We start from the raw sequence: 15,922 nt of genomic DNA, 5'->3' as shown, positions 1-15,922 counted from the left end.
TCAATGGGTGCACAAACTCCTTACCTGGTGTTTTCGGGAACCAACTCCCGTTATCTTGCAGAGAAAATATGTAACAGTCTTAATTGTCCGTTGGGGCAGATGAATATTCAGCATTTTGCTGATGGTGAATTCACTGTGTCTTATGAGGAATCGATCCGTGGAAGAGATGTCTTTTTGGTGCAGTCTACCTTCCCGAACTCGGATAACCTGATGGAGTTGCTTCTGATGATTGATGCCGCCAAACGGGCATCGGCTCATTCTATTATTGCGGTGATCCCGTATTTCGGTTGGGCGCGTCAGGACAGAAAAGACAAACCTCGTGTATCCATCGGTGCCAAATTGATTGCTGATATGTTAAGCACAGCCGGTATTGATCGTTTGATAACCATGGACTTGCATGCAGATCAGATCCAAGGATTCTTTGACGTGCCTGTGGACCATTTATATGCATCCGGCATCTTCCTGGAATATATAAAAGAAACATTCCCGGTAGATAATCTGTGTATTGCTACTCCGGACGTAGGGGGAACCAAGCGTGCCAGCACCTATTCCAAATATTTAGGAACACCGATGGTTATCTGTCATAAATCGCGTTTGCGGGCCAATGAAGTAGCAGAGATGCGTATCATTGGAGATGTGACGGATATGGATGTGATCCTGATAGACGATATGGTAGATACTGCCGGTACGATAACCAAGGCGGCCAACCTGATGATGGAGAACGGTGCCCGTTCGGTACGTGCGATTGCCAGTCATGCGGTGATGTCTGACCCGGCTTCTCTGCGTATAGACCAATCGGCTCTCACCGAAATGATTTTTACCGACTCTATCCCTTACTCAAAGAAATGTGATAAGGTGGTGGTTCTTTCTATTGCCGATATGTTTGCTGAGTCTATCCGCCGTGTATGCAACAATGAGTCGATCAGTTCACTGTATGTGATCTAAAAGAAATACATAATTTACCTTATATAGCGGAGAGCATTTACAGCGTCTTTCCGGTAAAAAGGAAAAGGGGGTATCCGGTTTCGGATACCCCCTTTTCTTTAGTCAAGTGCAACTTATTTTTTGTTTTTGTGGCGATTGGCACGTTTCTTTCGTATCTCGGCTTTTTTCTTGGCCGCTCCGGATCCATGAAGGCCTTTGATATAGGTAGCCTTCTTAGCTTTTGTCTTTACTTTTTCTTCTTGGGGAGGTCGGTCGTCTAATTTCTTCTTGAAAACGATACCGCCCATCATTGCGTCTTCTATATCACTCATGCTTCATTGGTTTAATGTTGTTTTTCTTCTTCTATAATCATACCACTGCCCAGGCAAAGGCGATGGTCTTTGTCGTATACCACGCCAAATTGTCCGGGTGCAATACCCTGGATCTTCTCTGTGGATTCAATGCGATACAAATCGCCGATGCGACGGATGTATCCGGGTGTAAACTCGGGAGTATGGCGGATTTTGAAGGTGATTTCTTTCTCGTCCGTAAATTCTCCCCAGGGATCTTCTGTGATGAAATCGAACCCTTGCAGGTTGATTGTTTTCCCGTATTGCGTTTCCGGGTCATATCCGTTGGAGACATAAATAATGTTTCGTCTGATATCTTTCTGGATGACGAACCAGGGTCCACCGCTTAGTCCCAGTCCTTTTCGCTGTCCGATCGTATGGAACCAGTAGCCATTGTGTTTGCCTAAGACCTTGCCTGTCTCCAGTTCCACAATTTTGCCCGGTCGTTTACCCAGGTAACGTTCGATGAAATCGTTGTAATTAATCTTACCCAGGAAGCAGATGCCCTGGCTGTCTTTGCGTTTGGCGCTGGGCAGCTTTTGTTGTTCTGCTATGTCGCGCACCTCTTGCTTCATCAGGTGGCCGATAGGGAACATCAGTTTCCCTATTTGCAGCCGGGTGATTTGTCCCAGGAAATCGGTTTGATCCTTCACCGGGTCTTTGGCTGTGGAGAGCCATGTCTTCCCGTTAATTTCCGTCGTGGTGGCATAATGTCCGGTAGCAATCTTGTCGAAGTCTTTGCCCCATTTCTCTTCGAAGCAACCGAATTTGATGTATTTGTTGCACATCATATCCGGATTGGGAGTGAGTCCCCTTTTTACGGAATCGATGGTGTAACTGACCACCTTCTCCCAATATTCATCGTGTAGGGATACCACCTCCATGCGGCATCCGTATTTACGGGCGATATAGGTAGTGATTTCAATATCTTCCTCCGCGGGACAGTCGATATAACCATCCTTGTCTTCCATCCCTATCCGGATATAGAATATTGTCGGGTCGTAACCTGCTTCTTTGAGGCGGTGAACAACGACGGAGCTGTCTACTCCTCCGGAGACCAATGCTGCTATTTCCATACATTCAATTGTTTTTCAGCTTACAAAGGTACAAATATTAAAAGGAAAGTCCTACGTGATTTATTAATTCGCTACCTTTGTGAGGTTGAAGAATCAAATGAAAGTACAATATAAAGAATAGATGTAAATGAAAAAGATAATCGTATCAGTTATGACAGTAGTAGCAATGATGGGCTGTGCGGAGCAGAAGAAAGAGAAAAGGGAAGACGTACAGGAAACATTCAATTATGTAGTGGATAAGTTTGCGGACCTGCAGATCTTGCGTTATCAGGTGCCGGGGTTTGAATCGCTTTCGTTGCAACAGAAACAGTTGTTGTATCACCTTTCAGAGGCTGCGTTGATGGGACGCGATATATTGTTTGATCAGAACAACCGGTATAACCTGGCTATTCGCCGTATCCTGGAAACTATTTATCAAAATTATAAGGGAGACCGGGAAAACGAAGAGTTTCAGGCGTTGGAGACTTATCTGAAACGTATATGGTTCTCCAATGGTATACATCATCATTATGGAGAAGAGAAATTCATACCTGCCTTTACTCCTGTTTTCTTTCGTGCATGTGTGGAACAGATGGATGCCTCGAAACTTCCTGTTCGGGAGGGAGAAACGGTTGAACAACTTATCGCAGAGCTTACCCCCGTCCTGTTTGATCCGACGGTGATGGCGAAACGTACGATTCAAAGTGGAGACCAGGATATCATTGTGGCTTCAGCCAATAACTATTATGGCGAAGGGGTTCATCTGAAAGAGGTCGAAGCTTTTTATGGAAAGATGAAAGACCCCAAGGATCAGACACCTGTTTCTTATGGATTGAATAGCCGTCTGGTGAAAGAAAACGGACAATTGACGGAGAAAGTATGGAAAGTAGGCGGTTTGTACTCCGAAGCAATAGAAGCGATAGTAGCTGAGTTGGAGAAGGCCGTTGCCTTTGCAGAGAATGAGGCGCAAAAAGCAGTGATTGAAACATTGATAGCTTATTATAAAACGGGAGATCTGAAGACCTTTGATGCCTATTCGGTTTTGTGGGTGAAGGATACCACATCGGAAGTGGATTTTGTCAATGGCTTTATTGAAACCTATGGAGATCCGCTGGGAATGAAAGCCAGTTGGGAGTCTTCGGTCAACTTCATCAATAAAGAAGCGACCAAGCGTACGAAGGTGATTAGCGACAATGCGCAATGGTTTGAAGATCATTCTCCTGTGGATAAACGATTCAAGAAAGAGGAAGTAAAAGGTGTTTCCGCCAAGGTGATTACGGTAACGATGATCGGAGGGGATTGTTATCCGGCTACTCCCATAGGCATAAACCTGCCGAATGCCGATTGGATTCGCCGGGACCATGGTTCTAAGTCGGTGACCATCGAAAATATAACAGAAGCCTATGACAAAGCCTCTCAGGGAGGTGGTTTAGGAGCGGAATTTATATGGAGTGATACGGAAAGAGAGATCATAAAGAAATATGGTTTCCTTACGGGTAACCTGCATACGGACCTGCATGAATGCCTGGGACATGGATCGGGTAAACTCTTGCCGGGTGTGGATCCGGATGGCTTGAAAGCTTATAGCTCTACCTTGGAAGAAGCACGTGCCGATCTTTTCGGACTTTATTATATGGGAGATGATAAAATGGTGGAATTGGGGCTTGTTCCCGATGCAGAGGCGTATAAAGCAGAATACTATAACTTTATGATGAACGGCTTGATGACACAGCTGGTTCGTGTAGAATTGGGTAAAAATGTAGAAGAGGCACATATGCGTAACCGCCAATTGATAGCCCGATGGGTGTTTGAAAAAGGAGAAGCGGATAAGGTCGTCGAAATGAAAAAGAAGGATGATAAAACCTATGTCGTTATCAATGACTATATCAAGCTTCGCCATTTATTCGGTGAACTTCTGACAGAAGTGCAACGCATCAAGAGTGAAGGTGATTTTGAGGCAGGAAAGAAATTGGTGGAGGATTATGCCGTGAAAGTAGATCCTGTATTGCATGCCGAAGTTTTGGAACGTTATGCCGGATTAAACCTGGCGCCTTATCGTGGTTTTGTCAATCCGGTAATGAAACAGGTTAAGAATGAGAAAGGCGAAGTGACGGATGTTGTGTTGGACTATACGGAAGGGTTTGACGATCAGATGCTTCGTTATAGCAGCGATTATTCTTATTTGCCTACTTATAATTGATCCCCGGATATTGTTTTATGCATAATACACTCAAGGATATCCGCACGCAGTTTAGGCTGAGTATGAATGGGATCGTATCCCAGAGTATGCGGGAAAAGGGAGCGGTTTATAAATTGAACTTTGGAGTCTCTCTGCCTAAAATCAGAGAGATTGCCCAAAGGTATACAAAGGATGCCGCTTTGGCGGAAGCACTTTGGCAGGAAGATGTTCGGGAAATGAAGATCCTGGCGACATTGTTGCAGCCTCTTGATTCGTTTACAGTGGAGCAGGCGGAGTTGTGGGCCGCCGGAGTGAAGCAGCAGGAGATTGCGGAGCAGCTTTGTATGAACCTCCTGCAGGAATTGCCTTTTGCGGAGGAATTGGCCATGAAATGGATCTGCCGGGAGGAAGAATTCTTTGTGGTGATGGGCTTCCTCCTGTTGGCTCGTCTGTATATGAAAGGCTTTTGTTTGCGCCAGGAGTATATGCCTTTATTTATGCGTCGGGCGAAAGAGGTGATGGATGTCGGTTTGTCCCGTTCCCAACGGGCTTCTTTGCTTGCCCTGAAATATTATGGGCGGCAGTCGTCGGAGCAGGCCGATATCGTATTATTGGCTCTCGCCGATTATCCCTTATCCGGTTCTCCGGAGCGAGAGGAGTTTTATGAAGATTTAAAATTTGAATTTCAATATTACCAATAAGATCACTTTGTGTTTCAAATAAATGCGCTACCTTTGTCAGTCGCGTGAAGATACTACCATATGGAAGCAAAGATCTATAGTGATATGCGTAAAAAGTTTACCGGCTATCTTGAACAAAAGAAGCTCCGGAAGACAGAAGAACGGTACACTATACTGGAGTTGATCTGTGCTTTAACCAATCACTTTGATATATTTACATTGCATGAAAAGTTGGAAGAGCAAAATTTTCATGTAAGTAAAGCGACCCTGTACAATACGATTGATTTATTGGTAGAAGCCGGTTTGGTGGTTCGTCATCAGATAACCCCTCAGTCGGTCCAATACGAGTTGCGGGTTTTGGCGGATACACACCAACATCTGATCTGTACAAAATGCGGAGATGTGCGTGAGATCAGGGACCAGGCATTGAAGGCAGATATGAAAAATCTGAAGGTAAGTAGGTTTACTCCGGAGTATTATTGTTTGTATGTGTATGGCATATGCAGCAAATGCACTTTCAAAATGCGGCAACAAAAAAAGTAGAATATTAATAAGCCATATAGTATAATAAAAATGAAAGTAGATGTTTTATTAGGATTGCAGTGGGGAGACGAAGGCAAAGGTAAAATTGTGGATGTACTCACTCCGAATTACGATGTGATCAGTCGTTTTCAGGGAGGCCCGAATGCAGGACACACATTGGAGTTTAATGAACAGAAATACATTTTACGTTCTGTCCCGTCCGGTATCTTCCAAGGTGGTAAAATCAATATAATAGGAAATGGTGTTGTCTTGGATCCCCTCTTGTTTAAACAAGAAGCGGAGGCATTGGCTGCCAGCGGACATGATCTGAAGAAGAAGCTTTATATCTCAAAGAAAGCCCACCTGATATTGCCAACTCACCGGGTCTTGGATGCCGCTTATGAAGCTGCAAAGGGAGCCGGAAAGATAGGTACGACAGGAAAAGGAATCGGACCGACCTATACGGATAAGATAAGCCGCAATGGGGTACGTGTAGGAGATATATTGCATGATTTTGATACTATCTATGATGCGGCGAAAGCCAGGCATGAAGCTATCCTGAAGTCACTGCATTATGACTATGATATACGTGAATTGGAAAAGCAGTGGTTTGAAGGTATTGAATACCTGAAAGAGTTTACCCTGATTGATAGTGAACACGTAATCAATAACTACCTGAAAGAAGGAAAAACTGTTTTGGCAGAAGGGGCACAGGGCACAATGCTGGATATCGACTTCGGATCCTATCCGTTTGTGACCTCTTCCAATACGATTTGTGCCGGTTGTTGTACCGGTTTAGGAGTGGCTCCCCGCAACATCGGTGAAGTATATGGTATTTTTAAAGCCTATTGTACCCGCGTGGGCAGTGGCCCATTCCCTACTGAGTTGTTTGATGAGACCGGAGACAAACTGTGTGAGATCGGACATGAATTTGGATCGGTTACCGGTCGCCGCCGTCGTTGTGGCTGGATTGACCTGGTGGCTCTTAAATATTCAATCATGTTAAACGGGGTAACCCAGTTGATTATGATGAAGAGTGATGTATTAGACTCTTTTGAAACAATCAAGGCTTGTGTCGGTTATTTTATAGACGGTGAGGAAACAACGGAATTCCCTTATAGAATGGATGATTCTATCCGACCGATCTATGCGGAACTGCCCGGATGGAAGACTGACATGACAGAAATGACCAATGAGGATGAGTTCCCGGAAGAGTTTAATGCTTATATCTCCTTCTTGGAAGAAGAGTTGGGTGTGCCTATCAAGATTGTATCTGTAGGACCGGACCGGGCACAAACAATTGTCAGATATACGGAAGAGTAAAGACCCTAAATAAGATACAAAATGGCAGAAGACCCCCTTCGAAGAGGACCGTCTTCTGCCATTTTTGCCTTTGGCAGGCTTTTTGTTTTTGATTTTGTGAATATATAAAATAGAAAAGTATGAGTATTTATTGGATTATTTTTATTGGTGTTGCCTTGTTGAGTTGGTTGGTTTCTTCCAATTTGCAACGCAAATTTGAAAAGTATTCGCATATGCCATTGCCTAACGGAATGACAGGAAGGGATGTGGCAGAGAAGATGTTGCGTGACAATGGGATTTATGACGTACAGGTAATCTCCACGCGGGGGCATCTGACGGATAATTATAATCCTACAAACAAAACGGTTAATCTGAGTGAGTCGGTGTATGCCAGTAACAGCATTGCAGCAGCGGCAGTGGCTGCTCATGAATGTGGGCATGCGATTCAACATGCTACGGCCTATGCTCCATTGAAGATGCGTTCAGCCTTGGTGCCCATCGTTAGTTTTTCATCTAATATCATGACCTGGGTTTTATTGGGAGGGATGTTGTTGATAAATACTTTTCCGCAGCTTTTGCTTTTTGGTATTGTTCTGTTTGCTTCCACGACATTGTTTAGCTTGATTACTCTGCCTGTGGAGATCAACGCCAGTCAACGTGCTTTGGTTTGGCTGAACCGTTCAGGTATAACCAATGTGGCAACACATGACAAAGCGGTTGACGCCTTGCGTTCAGCAGCCTATACATATGTCGTAGCTGCTATTGGCTCTTTGGCTACGCTCTTTTATTATATTTTGATTTTCATGAGTGGGCGAAGCCGGGATTAAGATATATTACAAAATACCTTCTATTTCTTTTAAAGTCTTGACGGTGAAAGTGGGGGTGAATTCCGCAGAGGAGGGTATCTCTTGGGGATTGAGCCATATTTGGTCTATGCCGGAGTGGTAAGCGCCTACTATATCGGCTTCCCAGCTATCTCCTATCATCAGGCTTTCGTTTCGGCGGGAGTTGGTGTTCTTCAGGGCGAAATCGAATATTTCTTTGTGCGGTTTTTGTATGCCCGCATCTTCGGAAAGGATCATCCGTTCTATATAAGGAGATAAGCCTGCATTCTTTAATTTTTTGAACTGTACTTCGCGGAAGCCATTGGATAGAATGAAGAGGTGATAAGAGGGGCGAAGATATTCAAGAAGCTCGATGGCTCCCGGAACTAAGCGTGTTTTGGTTGTGGTACGTTGCAGGAAATCGTTGTTTATGGAGAGTACGGTCTCTCTGTCGTGGATGCCCATGGGAGAAAGGATGTAATGAAAACGTTCGAAGATAAGTGTTTGACGATCTATTTCCTGTTCCCTGTATTTCTTCCATAAGAGTTCGTTGTTGGGCATGTAGATAGCATAGAAAGCCTCGAAGGAGGCGTAATACTTTTCCCAGTGGTAATCGGTATACAGTTCTTCGAGGCATTCTTTGTTATTGTGGTACGTATCCCAAAGGGTATCGTCCAGATCAATAAAGAGGTTCTTGTACTTCATTATCCTACTTGAATAACCAGATATCTTCCCAGACTCCAGAATAATTCTTCGTTTGTAATCTTTAACGTGAGGTTTCCATCCGTATCTTTTACAAATTCATAGGTTCCTTCCGGGTGGGTAGAACGCAATTTGGCTTTGCCTGCAAAAAGAGGAATCTCTTTTACTTCGCGGATATCGATAGAAATGAAATAATCGCGGTTGAAGTCTTCTTCCAATGCTTTGGATTTAGAGAAGAGACCTCCTCCGGTGAGGATGTTCTGATCTTTTAATTCTTTTGAGGTGCCGAAGCAATAATACGCTTTGTGCAACTCTTTGTCTTGTTTGTTTAACGCTTCTGTTTGCAAGGCTGTTGTGGCAGCCAATACTTCTACGTCTTCGTTTAAAGAAGTAACCATATCATCCAGCTCCTGGATACGGATATTCTTCTTTGCCAGATTTTCCTGCAAAGAGGCAATCATCAGGGCTTTCTGATCCATTTCCGAGTTCAGGCGTTCGATGGTTTTACGTAAAGACAGGGAGTTGACGTTGCTTTTCTTTAGTTTTTCTTCCAGTTCACTGATCTGTTGTCGATTTCTTTTCAGTGTCTCGGTGATCAGTTGCATGTTTTGTTTGATCTGTTCCCGTTTTGTTTGATTCAGCTCTCCGCCGGCTTGTTGTTGCAGGGTAAGATAATTCTCTGCTTCACGGATTGCTTGTATATCCACTTCTACATCATTCAGGATGCCGAGCATCTCGTTTAGTTCGGTAGAGTTCCGGGCGGTCTCGATTTTTAGCGAGTCATTTTCTGCTTTCAATTGTTTGTACTCTTTGGAGTTCTGTACGCAGGAAGCCAGCAGTACGGTACTTATACAAATCATTAATACCTTTTTCATATCCACATCTATTTAATTAAACATTCGTTTTTGTTCCTTTTTCTTTTTTCTCTTCCGCCCCTGATACTATAATAACAATTTCCCCTTTCGGTTCGTTCAAGGAGAAATGGGCCGCTAATTCTTCCAGGGAGCCTCTTCTGGTCTCTTCGAATAGCTTGGATATCTCTCGGGATACCGAAGCTGGACGTTCCGATCCGAAATATTCGGCAAGTTGAGTAAGTGTTTTGACAAGCCGGTAAGGCGATTCATAAAAAATCATTGTCCTTGTCTCTGTGGACAATTTTTGTAACCGGGTTTGTCTTCCCTTTTTTTGTGGGAGGAAACCTTCAAAACAGAACTTCTCATTGGGTAATCCGGAAGTGACCAATGCCGGTACAAAAGCCGTTGCCCCGGGAAGGCATTCCACCTCTACTCCCTGGCGTACACATGCGTGAACCAATAGATAACCCGGATCGGAGATCGCTGGTGTGCCGGCATCTGATACCAAGGCAATTGTCTCTCCGGCTTTGATCCGCATGGCTATTTGTTCAACCGTCTTGTGTTCGTTGAATTTATGATGCGATTGCATCCGGTTTTGTATATCGTAGTGTTTCAATAGGAAGCCCGTGGTACGGGTGTCCTCGGCTAAAATAAGATCCGCCTCTTTGAGTACGCGGATGGCCCGGAGAGTGATATCTTCCAGGTTTCCCACAGGGGTAGGTACTACGATTAGTTTGGCCATAACTTATGAAAATCGTTTTTCGAGTAGTTTGATAAAGTCGGCAACTGCTTCATCCTCCATGTCCCATGATAGCTCCTGGTGTAAATAGTTCATGGAGTCTTCGTAGGACTGGATATTGTCCAGGTCGGCAATTACTTTGTTCATACGCTCTTCGTCTGCGTCAAATAGCTCGCGTCGGAAACGGAAGCGATCATTTAAGCTGAATGCTTTTCGGAAATCGGATAAATTTCTCTTTTCCAAAAGGTCATTCAGGAAAGCGGTTGTCTTTTTATCCGTAATAGATACAGGCGTTTCCGTTATTGGTTCTTCGGTGTGAAGAGGCCTTTCTTCTCCGGCTATGGCAGGTACAGTCTCCATTTGCTGTTCCGGTTCTTCCTCCCGTTCCGGCAGGGCTGTTGGTTCCGGCGTCGGAAGGGTATACAGCTGTTGTTTGTGTTCTTCCATTTGCCGGCTTAAAAACTCCAGTTGATCTGCCTCCAGTTGATGAAGGTCTGTCAGGATCTTATGAGCCAGTTCAAAGGTTTGACTAAAAAAAGATACAGGGTAAACTTCAGCATTATGCATAGCGGAGACTTGTTTTTCAAGATCCCGTATGTCTAATAATAGATAATCTATTCTTTCTTTACTTGCCATTTTTCTTTCTGTTTGAGCGAACTAATTGACTACTCTATTGCGACAAAAGTAAGTAATTCCGAGGATTGTTTTATCGTTTGCCTGTGAAATATTGCTTATTCTTCAAATTCCTTGGGCAAATTGACCAAATACAGGCGATGCGTTGCCCGGGTAAAAGCAGTATATAGCCACCGGTAAAAGTCTTCCCCCAACATCTCTTCGGTGATGAATCCGATATCCAGGAATACATTCATCCATTGTCCGCCCTGTGCTTTATGGCAAGTGATGGCATAGGCATATTTTACCTGAAGCACATTGTAGTAAGGATCTGTTTTCATCTTCTTCATCTTGCCCGCTCGGGTCGGTATATCTTCATAGTCTTCCAGTATGGTAAAGAAGAGTTTGTCATTCAGTTCCTTTGGCAATGCCGGGCTATCTGTCTGCAGGGTATCCAGGAGGATTTTTGTATCCATTTCCATGTCATAGTCCGCAAAGCGGATACTAACGTCTGCAAAACGAAAGCCATAAAGCTCCGTTAGGCGGCGTACGCGCAGTATTTGAATGATTTCTCCGTTGGCAATAAAATCCATTTCTTTATTCTCCGCAGTCCAGTAATAGTTGTTCTTGGCCACCATCAGGCGGTCGCCAGAGGAGAGTTCTTCCTCCCGGTAGAGTATCCGGTTGCGAATGCCGTTATTGTATAAGGTGGCACGTTTGTTGCTGCGGGTGATGATCATCGTCTCTTCCATCCCGTCCCGGCTATAGGCGGAGGATATCTCTTCGATCAGTTCTTCTCCGTTGACTTTGCGGATGTCCTGAAACCCTTTGAGGGAAAGCTTAGGGTATATCTCGACCGTATGGGTGCGCAAGGCCTCCCGTAGTTGGGTTGCATTGTACAAGATACCCGAATCTCCGGCCTGTCGCACGATCTGGGTCAGTGTGATCTCCTGTACCGAGAGATTGTATCCTTGCAATACATTGGGGTTAAGCGCCGGACTTTCTGTCTGACCGACAGGAGGTAATTGTGCCACGTCGCCCATTAATATCAGGCGGCAGTTTTCCCCGGAATAGACATAATGGATTAGGTCGTCCAATAGGCGTCCACTGCCAAACGTGAAAGAGTCAAATCCATCGTTGGCAATCATAGAAGCTTCGTCGACGATAAACAGTGTGTCTTTGTGTAAATTGTCGGCCGGTTGAAATCCGGTCGTCTCATTCGAAAATGCCTTCTGGCGGTAGATCTTTTTATGGATGGTGAAAGCTTTTTGGCCGGCATAACCGGAGAATACTTTGGCCGCTCTTCCCGTCGGGGCTAATAAGATTGTTTTTTGTTTCAGTTCATTCCATGTTTTTACCAGGGTGCCCAATAGAGAGGTCTTTCCCGTGCCTGCATATCCTTTGAATAAAAGAACGGAATCTACTTTGTCTGAAAAGAGAAAGTCCGTGATAATTTGTATGGCAAGGGATTGATCTGGGGTTGGGGAATGCGGGAAATGACGGGTGATTTGGTCGACTAAGTAACTATTTATCATTTTGATTGCAATAATTTTCGCGATAAAGGTAACGTATTAAATATTCTTTTTATATTTGCCGAACGAAATAAATACAAAAAACAATACAAACCATGAAAGTTACATTGAAAATCTTACTGACTGCAGCAGTTATCCTGCTTGTTTACATGTGCTATAAGAGCATTATGGGGCCTATTGAATTTAACGAAGAAAGAGATCTTCGTGAAAAGGCAATCATTGCTCGTTTGATTGATATTCGGAAGGCTCAGATAGAGTACAAGAATGTTAACAAAGTACACGCAGGCTCTTTCGCTGATCTTGAAAATTTTCTGAACGAGACGAAGCTTCCTTTTATCATGAAAGAAGGAGTTTTGACTGATGAGCAGTTGGAAAAAGGGATGACAGAGCAAGAAGCAGTAAAGAAAGGTTTAATCGTTCGTGATACTATTTGGGTTGTAGCAAAAGATACATTGTTCGAAAAAGGATACGATGTAAACAATATGCGTTATGTACCGGCTGTACCGGGTGATAAGATTGAATTCTCTATGGATACAGCCACACTTGTTTCGACATCCGGTTATGAAATCAAAGTGTTTGAAAGTGGTGTGAAGTTTGCCGATTATATGCGTGGTATGGATGCTCAATTGCGTTTCAATCTGATTGAAAAGGCTGAAAAACAAAGCAAATATCCGGGTCTGCGTGTAGGTTCTCTGGAAGAAGTGAATAATAACGCGGGTAACTGGGAATAATTTAAGTATATGACTATCAGTGCGCCTGATACGTTAACTAGCGATAATTCTGGAAAATATATACTGTCCATCCGGCTTCAGTCGGATGGACTTTCTTTTTCGGGTTATATACCGTGCAAACCGGGGACTTTCTTTTACCGAAATGTCTCGTTTGACAAAGGGACTTCGTATGTCTCTTCTTTAAAAGATTTTTTCTTCTCCCATGATTTTCTTACCTGGTCGTATAAGCAATTGCAGATCATCATTTGTTCTGATCAATATACCCTGGTTCCTGAAGCTTTATTTAATGAGAATAGAAAGGAAGACTTTCTGACATTTCATTTCTCCTTGCCGGAAACCCGTTGTCTTTCTTATGTATTAAAGGAAGAGCAGGCGGTTATGGTTTTTGGTATAGAGAATGAAGTGTACGAGTTTTGCTCCCGTTCTTTCATCAATCCTCTGTTTATACATCATACGGTGCCGCAGTTGCTCTTTGGGAAACGGGAGAGCATCCAGTCTGTGTTGCGCCGCATGTACGTCGTGCAACACCGTAAGCAGATAGATATTGTCTGTTATGACAAAGGGCATCCTGTCTTTGTGAACTCATTCCGTGTCGATCAAATGGAAGATATGTTGTACTTCATCCTGTATGTATGGCAACAGGTGGGTTTGAATCAGGAGAAGGATCAGTTATTTCTTTTTGTTGAGGCCGATGTGCGTCAACGTATCATGGATACCTTGCAGGTCTACCTTCAATGGGTATTGCCTGTAGATGTTCCGTCCGAAGCCTATTTGTTGGGGTCGGAAATAACACATGCACCTATGGATATAATAGCTTTGTCAGTATGCGGATTATAAGTGGAAAATACGGTCGCCGCCGGTTCAGTGTGCCACATACCTTTCGGGCACGTCCTACTACGGACTTTGCCAAAGAGAATCTATTCAATGTTTTATCAAACCGGATTGATTTTGAAGACTTAGATGCTTTGGACCTATTTGCGGGTACGGGCAGTATTTCTTTTGAGTTATTGTCTCGCGAATGCAGGCAGGTAACAGCTGTTGAGAAGGATAATGCCCATGCTTCCTTCATAGCCAAGGTCGCTAAAGAGTTGAAGACAGATGCCCTGCAGTTGATTCGTGGGGATGTTTTTCGTTTTCTTCAACATGCCGCTCCGGGCAGTTATGACTTTATCTTTGCCGATCCTCCTTATGATTTGAAAGAGTTGCCTGAAGTAGTCACCCTTGTTTTTGAGCGAGATCTCTTGCGGGAAGGGGGTATTTTTGTGATGGAGCATCCGCGACAGTATGACTTTTCCACCTTGCCTTATTTCGACCAGCATAGGATCTATGGGTCGGTCAATTTCAGTATTTTTATGAAGTAGTCAGAGTAGTCAAAGTAGTCAGAGGAGTTAGGGGAGGACTGATGCCGTTCTACTTAACTACTAAGGAGCGAAGCGACTGATAACTACTTTAACTCCTTTGACTCCTTTCTTTTCCCCTAAAGTAACGGAGAGAAAAGTCGCATGAACGACTCGATAAGGCGCTGTTTGATAGGGCGTTTCAGCCAGGATGCCGGGGTGATACGTTGGCAATGTTGCATGTCGTGGAGAAATACTTTACGCATTTGCACGGCAAAATCTTCCTGATATACGTATGCATTTACTTCAAAATTATGTTCAAAGCTCCGGAAATCCATATTCGCAGAGCCGATAGAGCTCACCTTATTGTCTACCACGATCAGTTTGGAGTGCAGGAATCCTGGCTCATAGAAATAGACCTTCACGCCGGCTTTCACCATCTCGTCGAGGTAAGAACGGCTTGCCAGGTTGGCTGTGCGCGTATCAGATCGCTTGGGTAACATCAACCGCACATCGACACCGCCCAAAGCCGCTATTTGTAAAGCCTGGTTCAGTCCTTCCGTCGGCAGAAAATAAGGGGTCTGTATATACACATATTTCTTGGCATTGGCAATCAGAAAGATCGTCGCCTGCAAGAGGGTGCGCCATTGTCCGGTAGGTCCGCTGGTGGCCACCTGCAAGAGATTGTTGCTGTATATCTGCACCGGAGGGTAATAGATCTTATCGTTTAACAACTTCTTACTCACGACATACCAATCGATCAGGAAAACCGATTGCAGCCCATGTACGCCTTTGCCGACAAAGCGAAAGTGCGTATCACGCCAATTCCCCCAGGAGGTGCCTTTGTAATACCTGTCTGCAATGTTCATACCTCCCATAAAGCCCACCTTGCCGTCGATCACGGCTATCTTCCGGTGGTTGCGGTAGTTGACCTTGCTGGACAAGGCGGGCAAGACAACGCGCAGGAAAGAATACACCTCGATGCCGTATGTTTTCATCTCATTGAAAAACGCCTTCTTGACATTCCAGCTTCCCACATCATCGTACATGATGCGTATCTCTACGCCCTCTTTCGCCTTTTGGATAAGGGCGTTTTTCACCTTCCTGCCTATCTCATCGTCGCAAAAGATATAATATTGAATATGGATATGGTGGGTTGCTTTTTCAATCTCCGCCAAAAGATCATGGAACTTTTCATCTCCATGGGTATAGATCTTGATATCCGTGCCGTAGAGTAAGGACGACTGGTTGTTGCGATACAGTAAGGTGGCCAGTGGTTGAAAAGCCTCGGGTACGGAATTGTTCACATCCTCCGGCAGTTTCCGTCGCTGCGGCCCTTTCATGATACGTTTGTATGTCCGGTGGGAGATGATCTTCTGCTTGCGGTTGTCTTGTCCGAAGAGGAAGTAGAACAACAGGCCGACGCCCGGCAGGAGCAATAATACGATTACCCAGGGGATTGTTTTGAGGGGGTTCCTGTTCTCAGTGATAACCACCAAAGCCAAGCCCAATACAGTGATACTGTATAGTATGACAAAAAGGGAGCTAAGAACCGTTTGAATCATCCTCTTCTTCTTTT

Annotated in this window: 17 protein-coding genes; 9 read left to right on the top strand and 8 right to left on the bottom strand. The window is 44.3% G+C overall.

What is annotated here, in order from left to right; genetic code table 11:
- Positions 1–3 precede the first annotated feature (3 nt).
- Positions 4–945, top strand: a complete 942-nt coding sequence (locus tag D0T51_RS07190) for a ribose-phosphate pyrophosphokinase (protein ID WP_163727232.1) — start codon at positions 4–6, stop codon at positions 943–945.
- Positions 946–1,058: 113 nt separating this feature from the next.
- On the opposite strand, the gene D0T51_RS07185 is transcribed toward D0T51_RS07190, so the two are convergent.
- Both D0T51_RS07185 and mnmA read right to left on the bottom strand, forming a co-directional pair.
- Positions 1,059–1,256 carry a hypothetical protein gene (locus D0T51_RS07185; RefSeq protein WP_163727229.1) on the bottom strand — a complete coding sequence of 66 codons (198 nt, stop codon included), beginning with the start codon at positions 1,254–1,256 and terminating at the stop codon, positions 1,059–1,061.
- An 11-nt stretch (positions 1,257–1,267) separates the two neighbouring features.
- Positions 1,268–2,350, bottom strand: a complete 1,083-nt coding sequence (gene mnmA / locus D0T51_RS07180; RefSeq protein WP_163727226.1) for a tRNA 2-thiouridine(34) synthase MnmA — start codon at positions 2,348–2,350, stop codon at positions 1,268–1,270.
- 127 nt (positions 2,351–2,477) lie between these two features.
- Here mnmA and D0T51_RS07175 point away from each other — a divergent pair, with 127 nt between their 5' ends.
- From D0T51_RS07175 to D0T51_RS07155, 5 genes are all read left to right on the top strand, one after another.
- Positions 2,478–4,529 (top strand): dihydrofolate reductase, encoded by a 2,052-nt coding sequence (locus tag D0T51_RS07175; protein ID WP_163727223.1) that lies wholly within the window; start codon positions 2,478–2,480, stop codon positions 4,527–4,529.
- Positions 4,530–4,546: 17 nt separating this feature from the next.
- Positions 4,547–5,209, top strand: coding sequence for a DNA alkylation repair protein (locus D0T51_RS07170; protein WP_163727219.1), 663 nt, complete (start codon positions 4,547–4,549; stop codon positions 5,207–5,209).
- 60 nt (positions 5,210–5,269) lie between these two features.
- On the top strand, positions 5,270–5,731 hold the full coding sequence (locus D0T51_RS07165) for a Fur family transcriptional regulator (RefSeq protein ID WP_163727214.1): 462 nt from the start codon (positions 5,270–5,272) through the stop codon (positions 5,729–5,731).
- A gap of 30 nt (positions 5,732–5,761) precedes the next feature.
- Positions 5,762–7,033 carry an adenylosuccinate synthase gene (locus D0T51_RS07160; RefSeq protein WP_163727211.1) on the top strand — a complete coding sequence of 424 codons (1,272 nt, stop codon included), beginning with the start codon at positions 5,762–5,764 and terminating at the stop codon, positions 7,031–7,033.
- Between the two features lie 119 nt (positions 7,034–7,152).
- Positions 7,153–7,839 carry a zinc metallopeptidase gene (locus D0T51_RS07155; RefSeq protein WP_163727208.1) on the top strand — a complete coding sequence of 229 codons (687 nt, stop codon included), beginning with the start codon at positions 7,153–7,155 and terminating at the stop codon, positions 7,837–7,839.
- Positions 7,840–7,845: 6 nt separating this feature from the next.
- Here D0T51_RS07155 and D0T51_RS07150 read toward each other — a convergent pair whose 3' ends face one another.
- From D0T51_RS07150 to D0T51_RS07130, 5 genes are all read right to left on the bottom strand, one after another.
- The gene (locus tag D0T51_RS07150; protein WP_163727203.1) at positions 7,846–8,541 is read right to left on the bottom strand and encodes a YjjG family noncanonical pyrimidine nucleotidase; all 696 of its coding nucleotides are present in this window, start codon (positions 8,539–8,541) and stop codon (positions 7,846–7,848) included.
- On the bottom strand, positions 8,541–9,413 hold the full coding sequence (locus D0T51_RS07145; RefSeq protein WP_163727201.1) for a hypothetical protein: 873 nt from the start codon (positions 9,411–9,413) through the stop codon (positions 8,541–8,543). Before D0T51_RS07145 ends, D0T51_RS07150 begins: the two co-directional genes overlap by 1 nt.
- 16 nt (positions 9,414–9,429) lie before the next feature.
- The gene (gene rsmI, locus D0T51_RS07140; RefSeq protein ID WP_163727198.1) at positions 9,430–10,134 is read right to left on the bottom strand and encodes a 16S rRNA (cytidine(1402)-2'-O)-methyltransferase; all 705 of its coding nucleotides are present in this window, start codon (positions 10,132–10,134) and stop codon (positions 9,430–9,432) included.
- Between the two features lie 3 nt (positions 10,135–10,137).
- Positions 10,138–10,767, bottom strand: coding sequence for a hypothetical protein (locus D0T51_RS07135; RefSeq protein ID WP_163727195.1), 630 nt, complete (start codon positions 10,765–10,767; stop codon positions 10,138–10,140).
- A 95-nt stretch (positions 10,768–10,862) separates the two neighbouring features.
- The gene (locus D0T51_RS07130; protein WP_163727192.1) at positions 10,863–12,278 is read right to left on the bottom strand and encodes an ATP-dependent RecD-like DNA helicase; all 1,416 of its coding nucleotides are present in this window, start codon (positions 12,276–12,278) and stop codon (positions 10,863–10,865) included.
- Positions 12,279–12,370: 92 nt separating this feature from the next.
- Between D0T51_RS07130 and D0T51_RS07125 the strand changes: the two genes are divergently transcribed.
- The 3 genes from D0T51_RS07125 to rsmD are packed head-to-tail and all read left to right on the top strand — an operon-like array spanning position 12,371 to position 14,367.
- Positions 12,371–13,006, top strand: coding sequence for a hypothetical protein (locus D0T51_RS07125; protein WP_163727189.1), 636 nt, complete (start codon positions 12,371–12,373; stop codon positions 13,004–13,006).
- Between the two features lie 9 nt (positions 13,007–13,015).
- Positions 13,016–13,843 (top strand): DUF3822 family protein, encoded by an 828-nt coding sequence (locus tag D0T51_RS07120; RefSeq protein ID WP_163727186.1) that lies wholly within the window; start codon positions 13,016–13,018, stop codon positions 13,841–13,843.
- A complete protein-coding gene (rsmD, locus tag D0T51_RS07115) occupies positions 13,831–14,367 on the top strand; it encodes a 16S rRNA (guanine(966)-N(2))-methyltransferase RsmD (protein WP_163727184.1) in 537 nt (178 codons plus the stop codon). The genes D0T51_RS07120 and rsmD overlap by 13 nt, the downstream gene beginning before the upstream one ends.
- Before the next feature lie 116 nt (positions 14,368–14,483).
- Here rsmD and cls read toward each other — a convergent pair whose 3' ends face one another.
- Positions 14,484–15,908, bottom strand: a complete 1,425-nt coding sequence (gene cls, locus D0T51_RS07110; protein WP_163727182.1) for a cardiolipin synthase — start codon at positions 15,906–15,908, stop codon at positions 14,484–14,486.
- Positions 15,909–15,922: the final 14 nt, after the last annotated feature.

Source organism: Parabacteroides sp. 52 (assembly GCF_010500925.1).
Taxonomy (GTDB): domain Bacteria; phylum Bacteroidota; class Bacteroidia; order Bacteroidales; family Tannerellaceae; genus QVMG01.
Note: the sequence above shows the minus strand (reverse complement) of the source record. Positions and strands in the feature narration are given on the sequence as shown.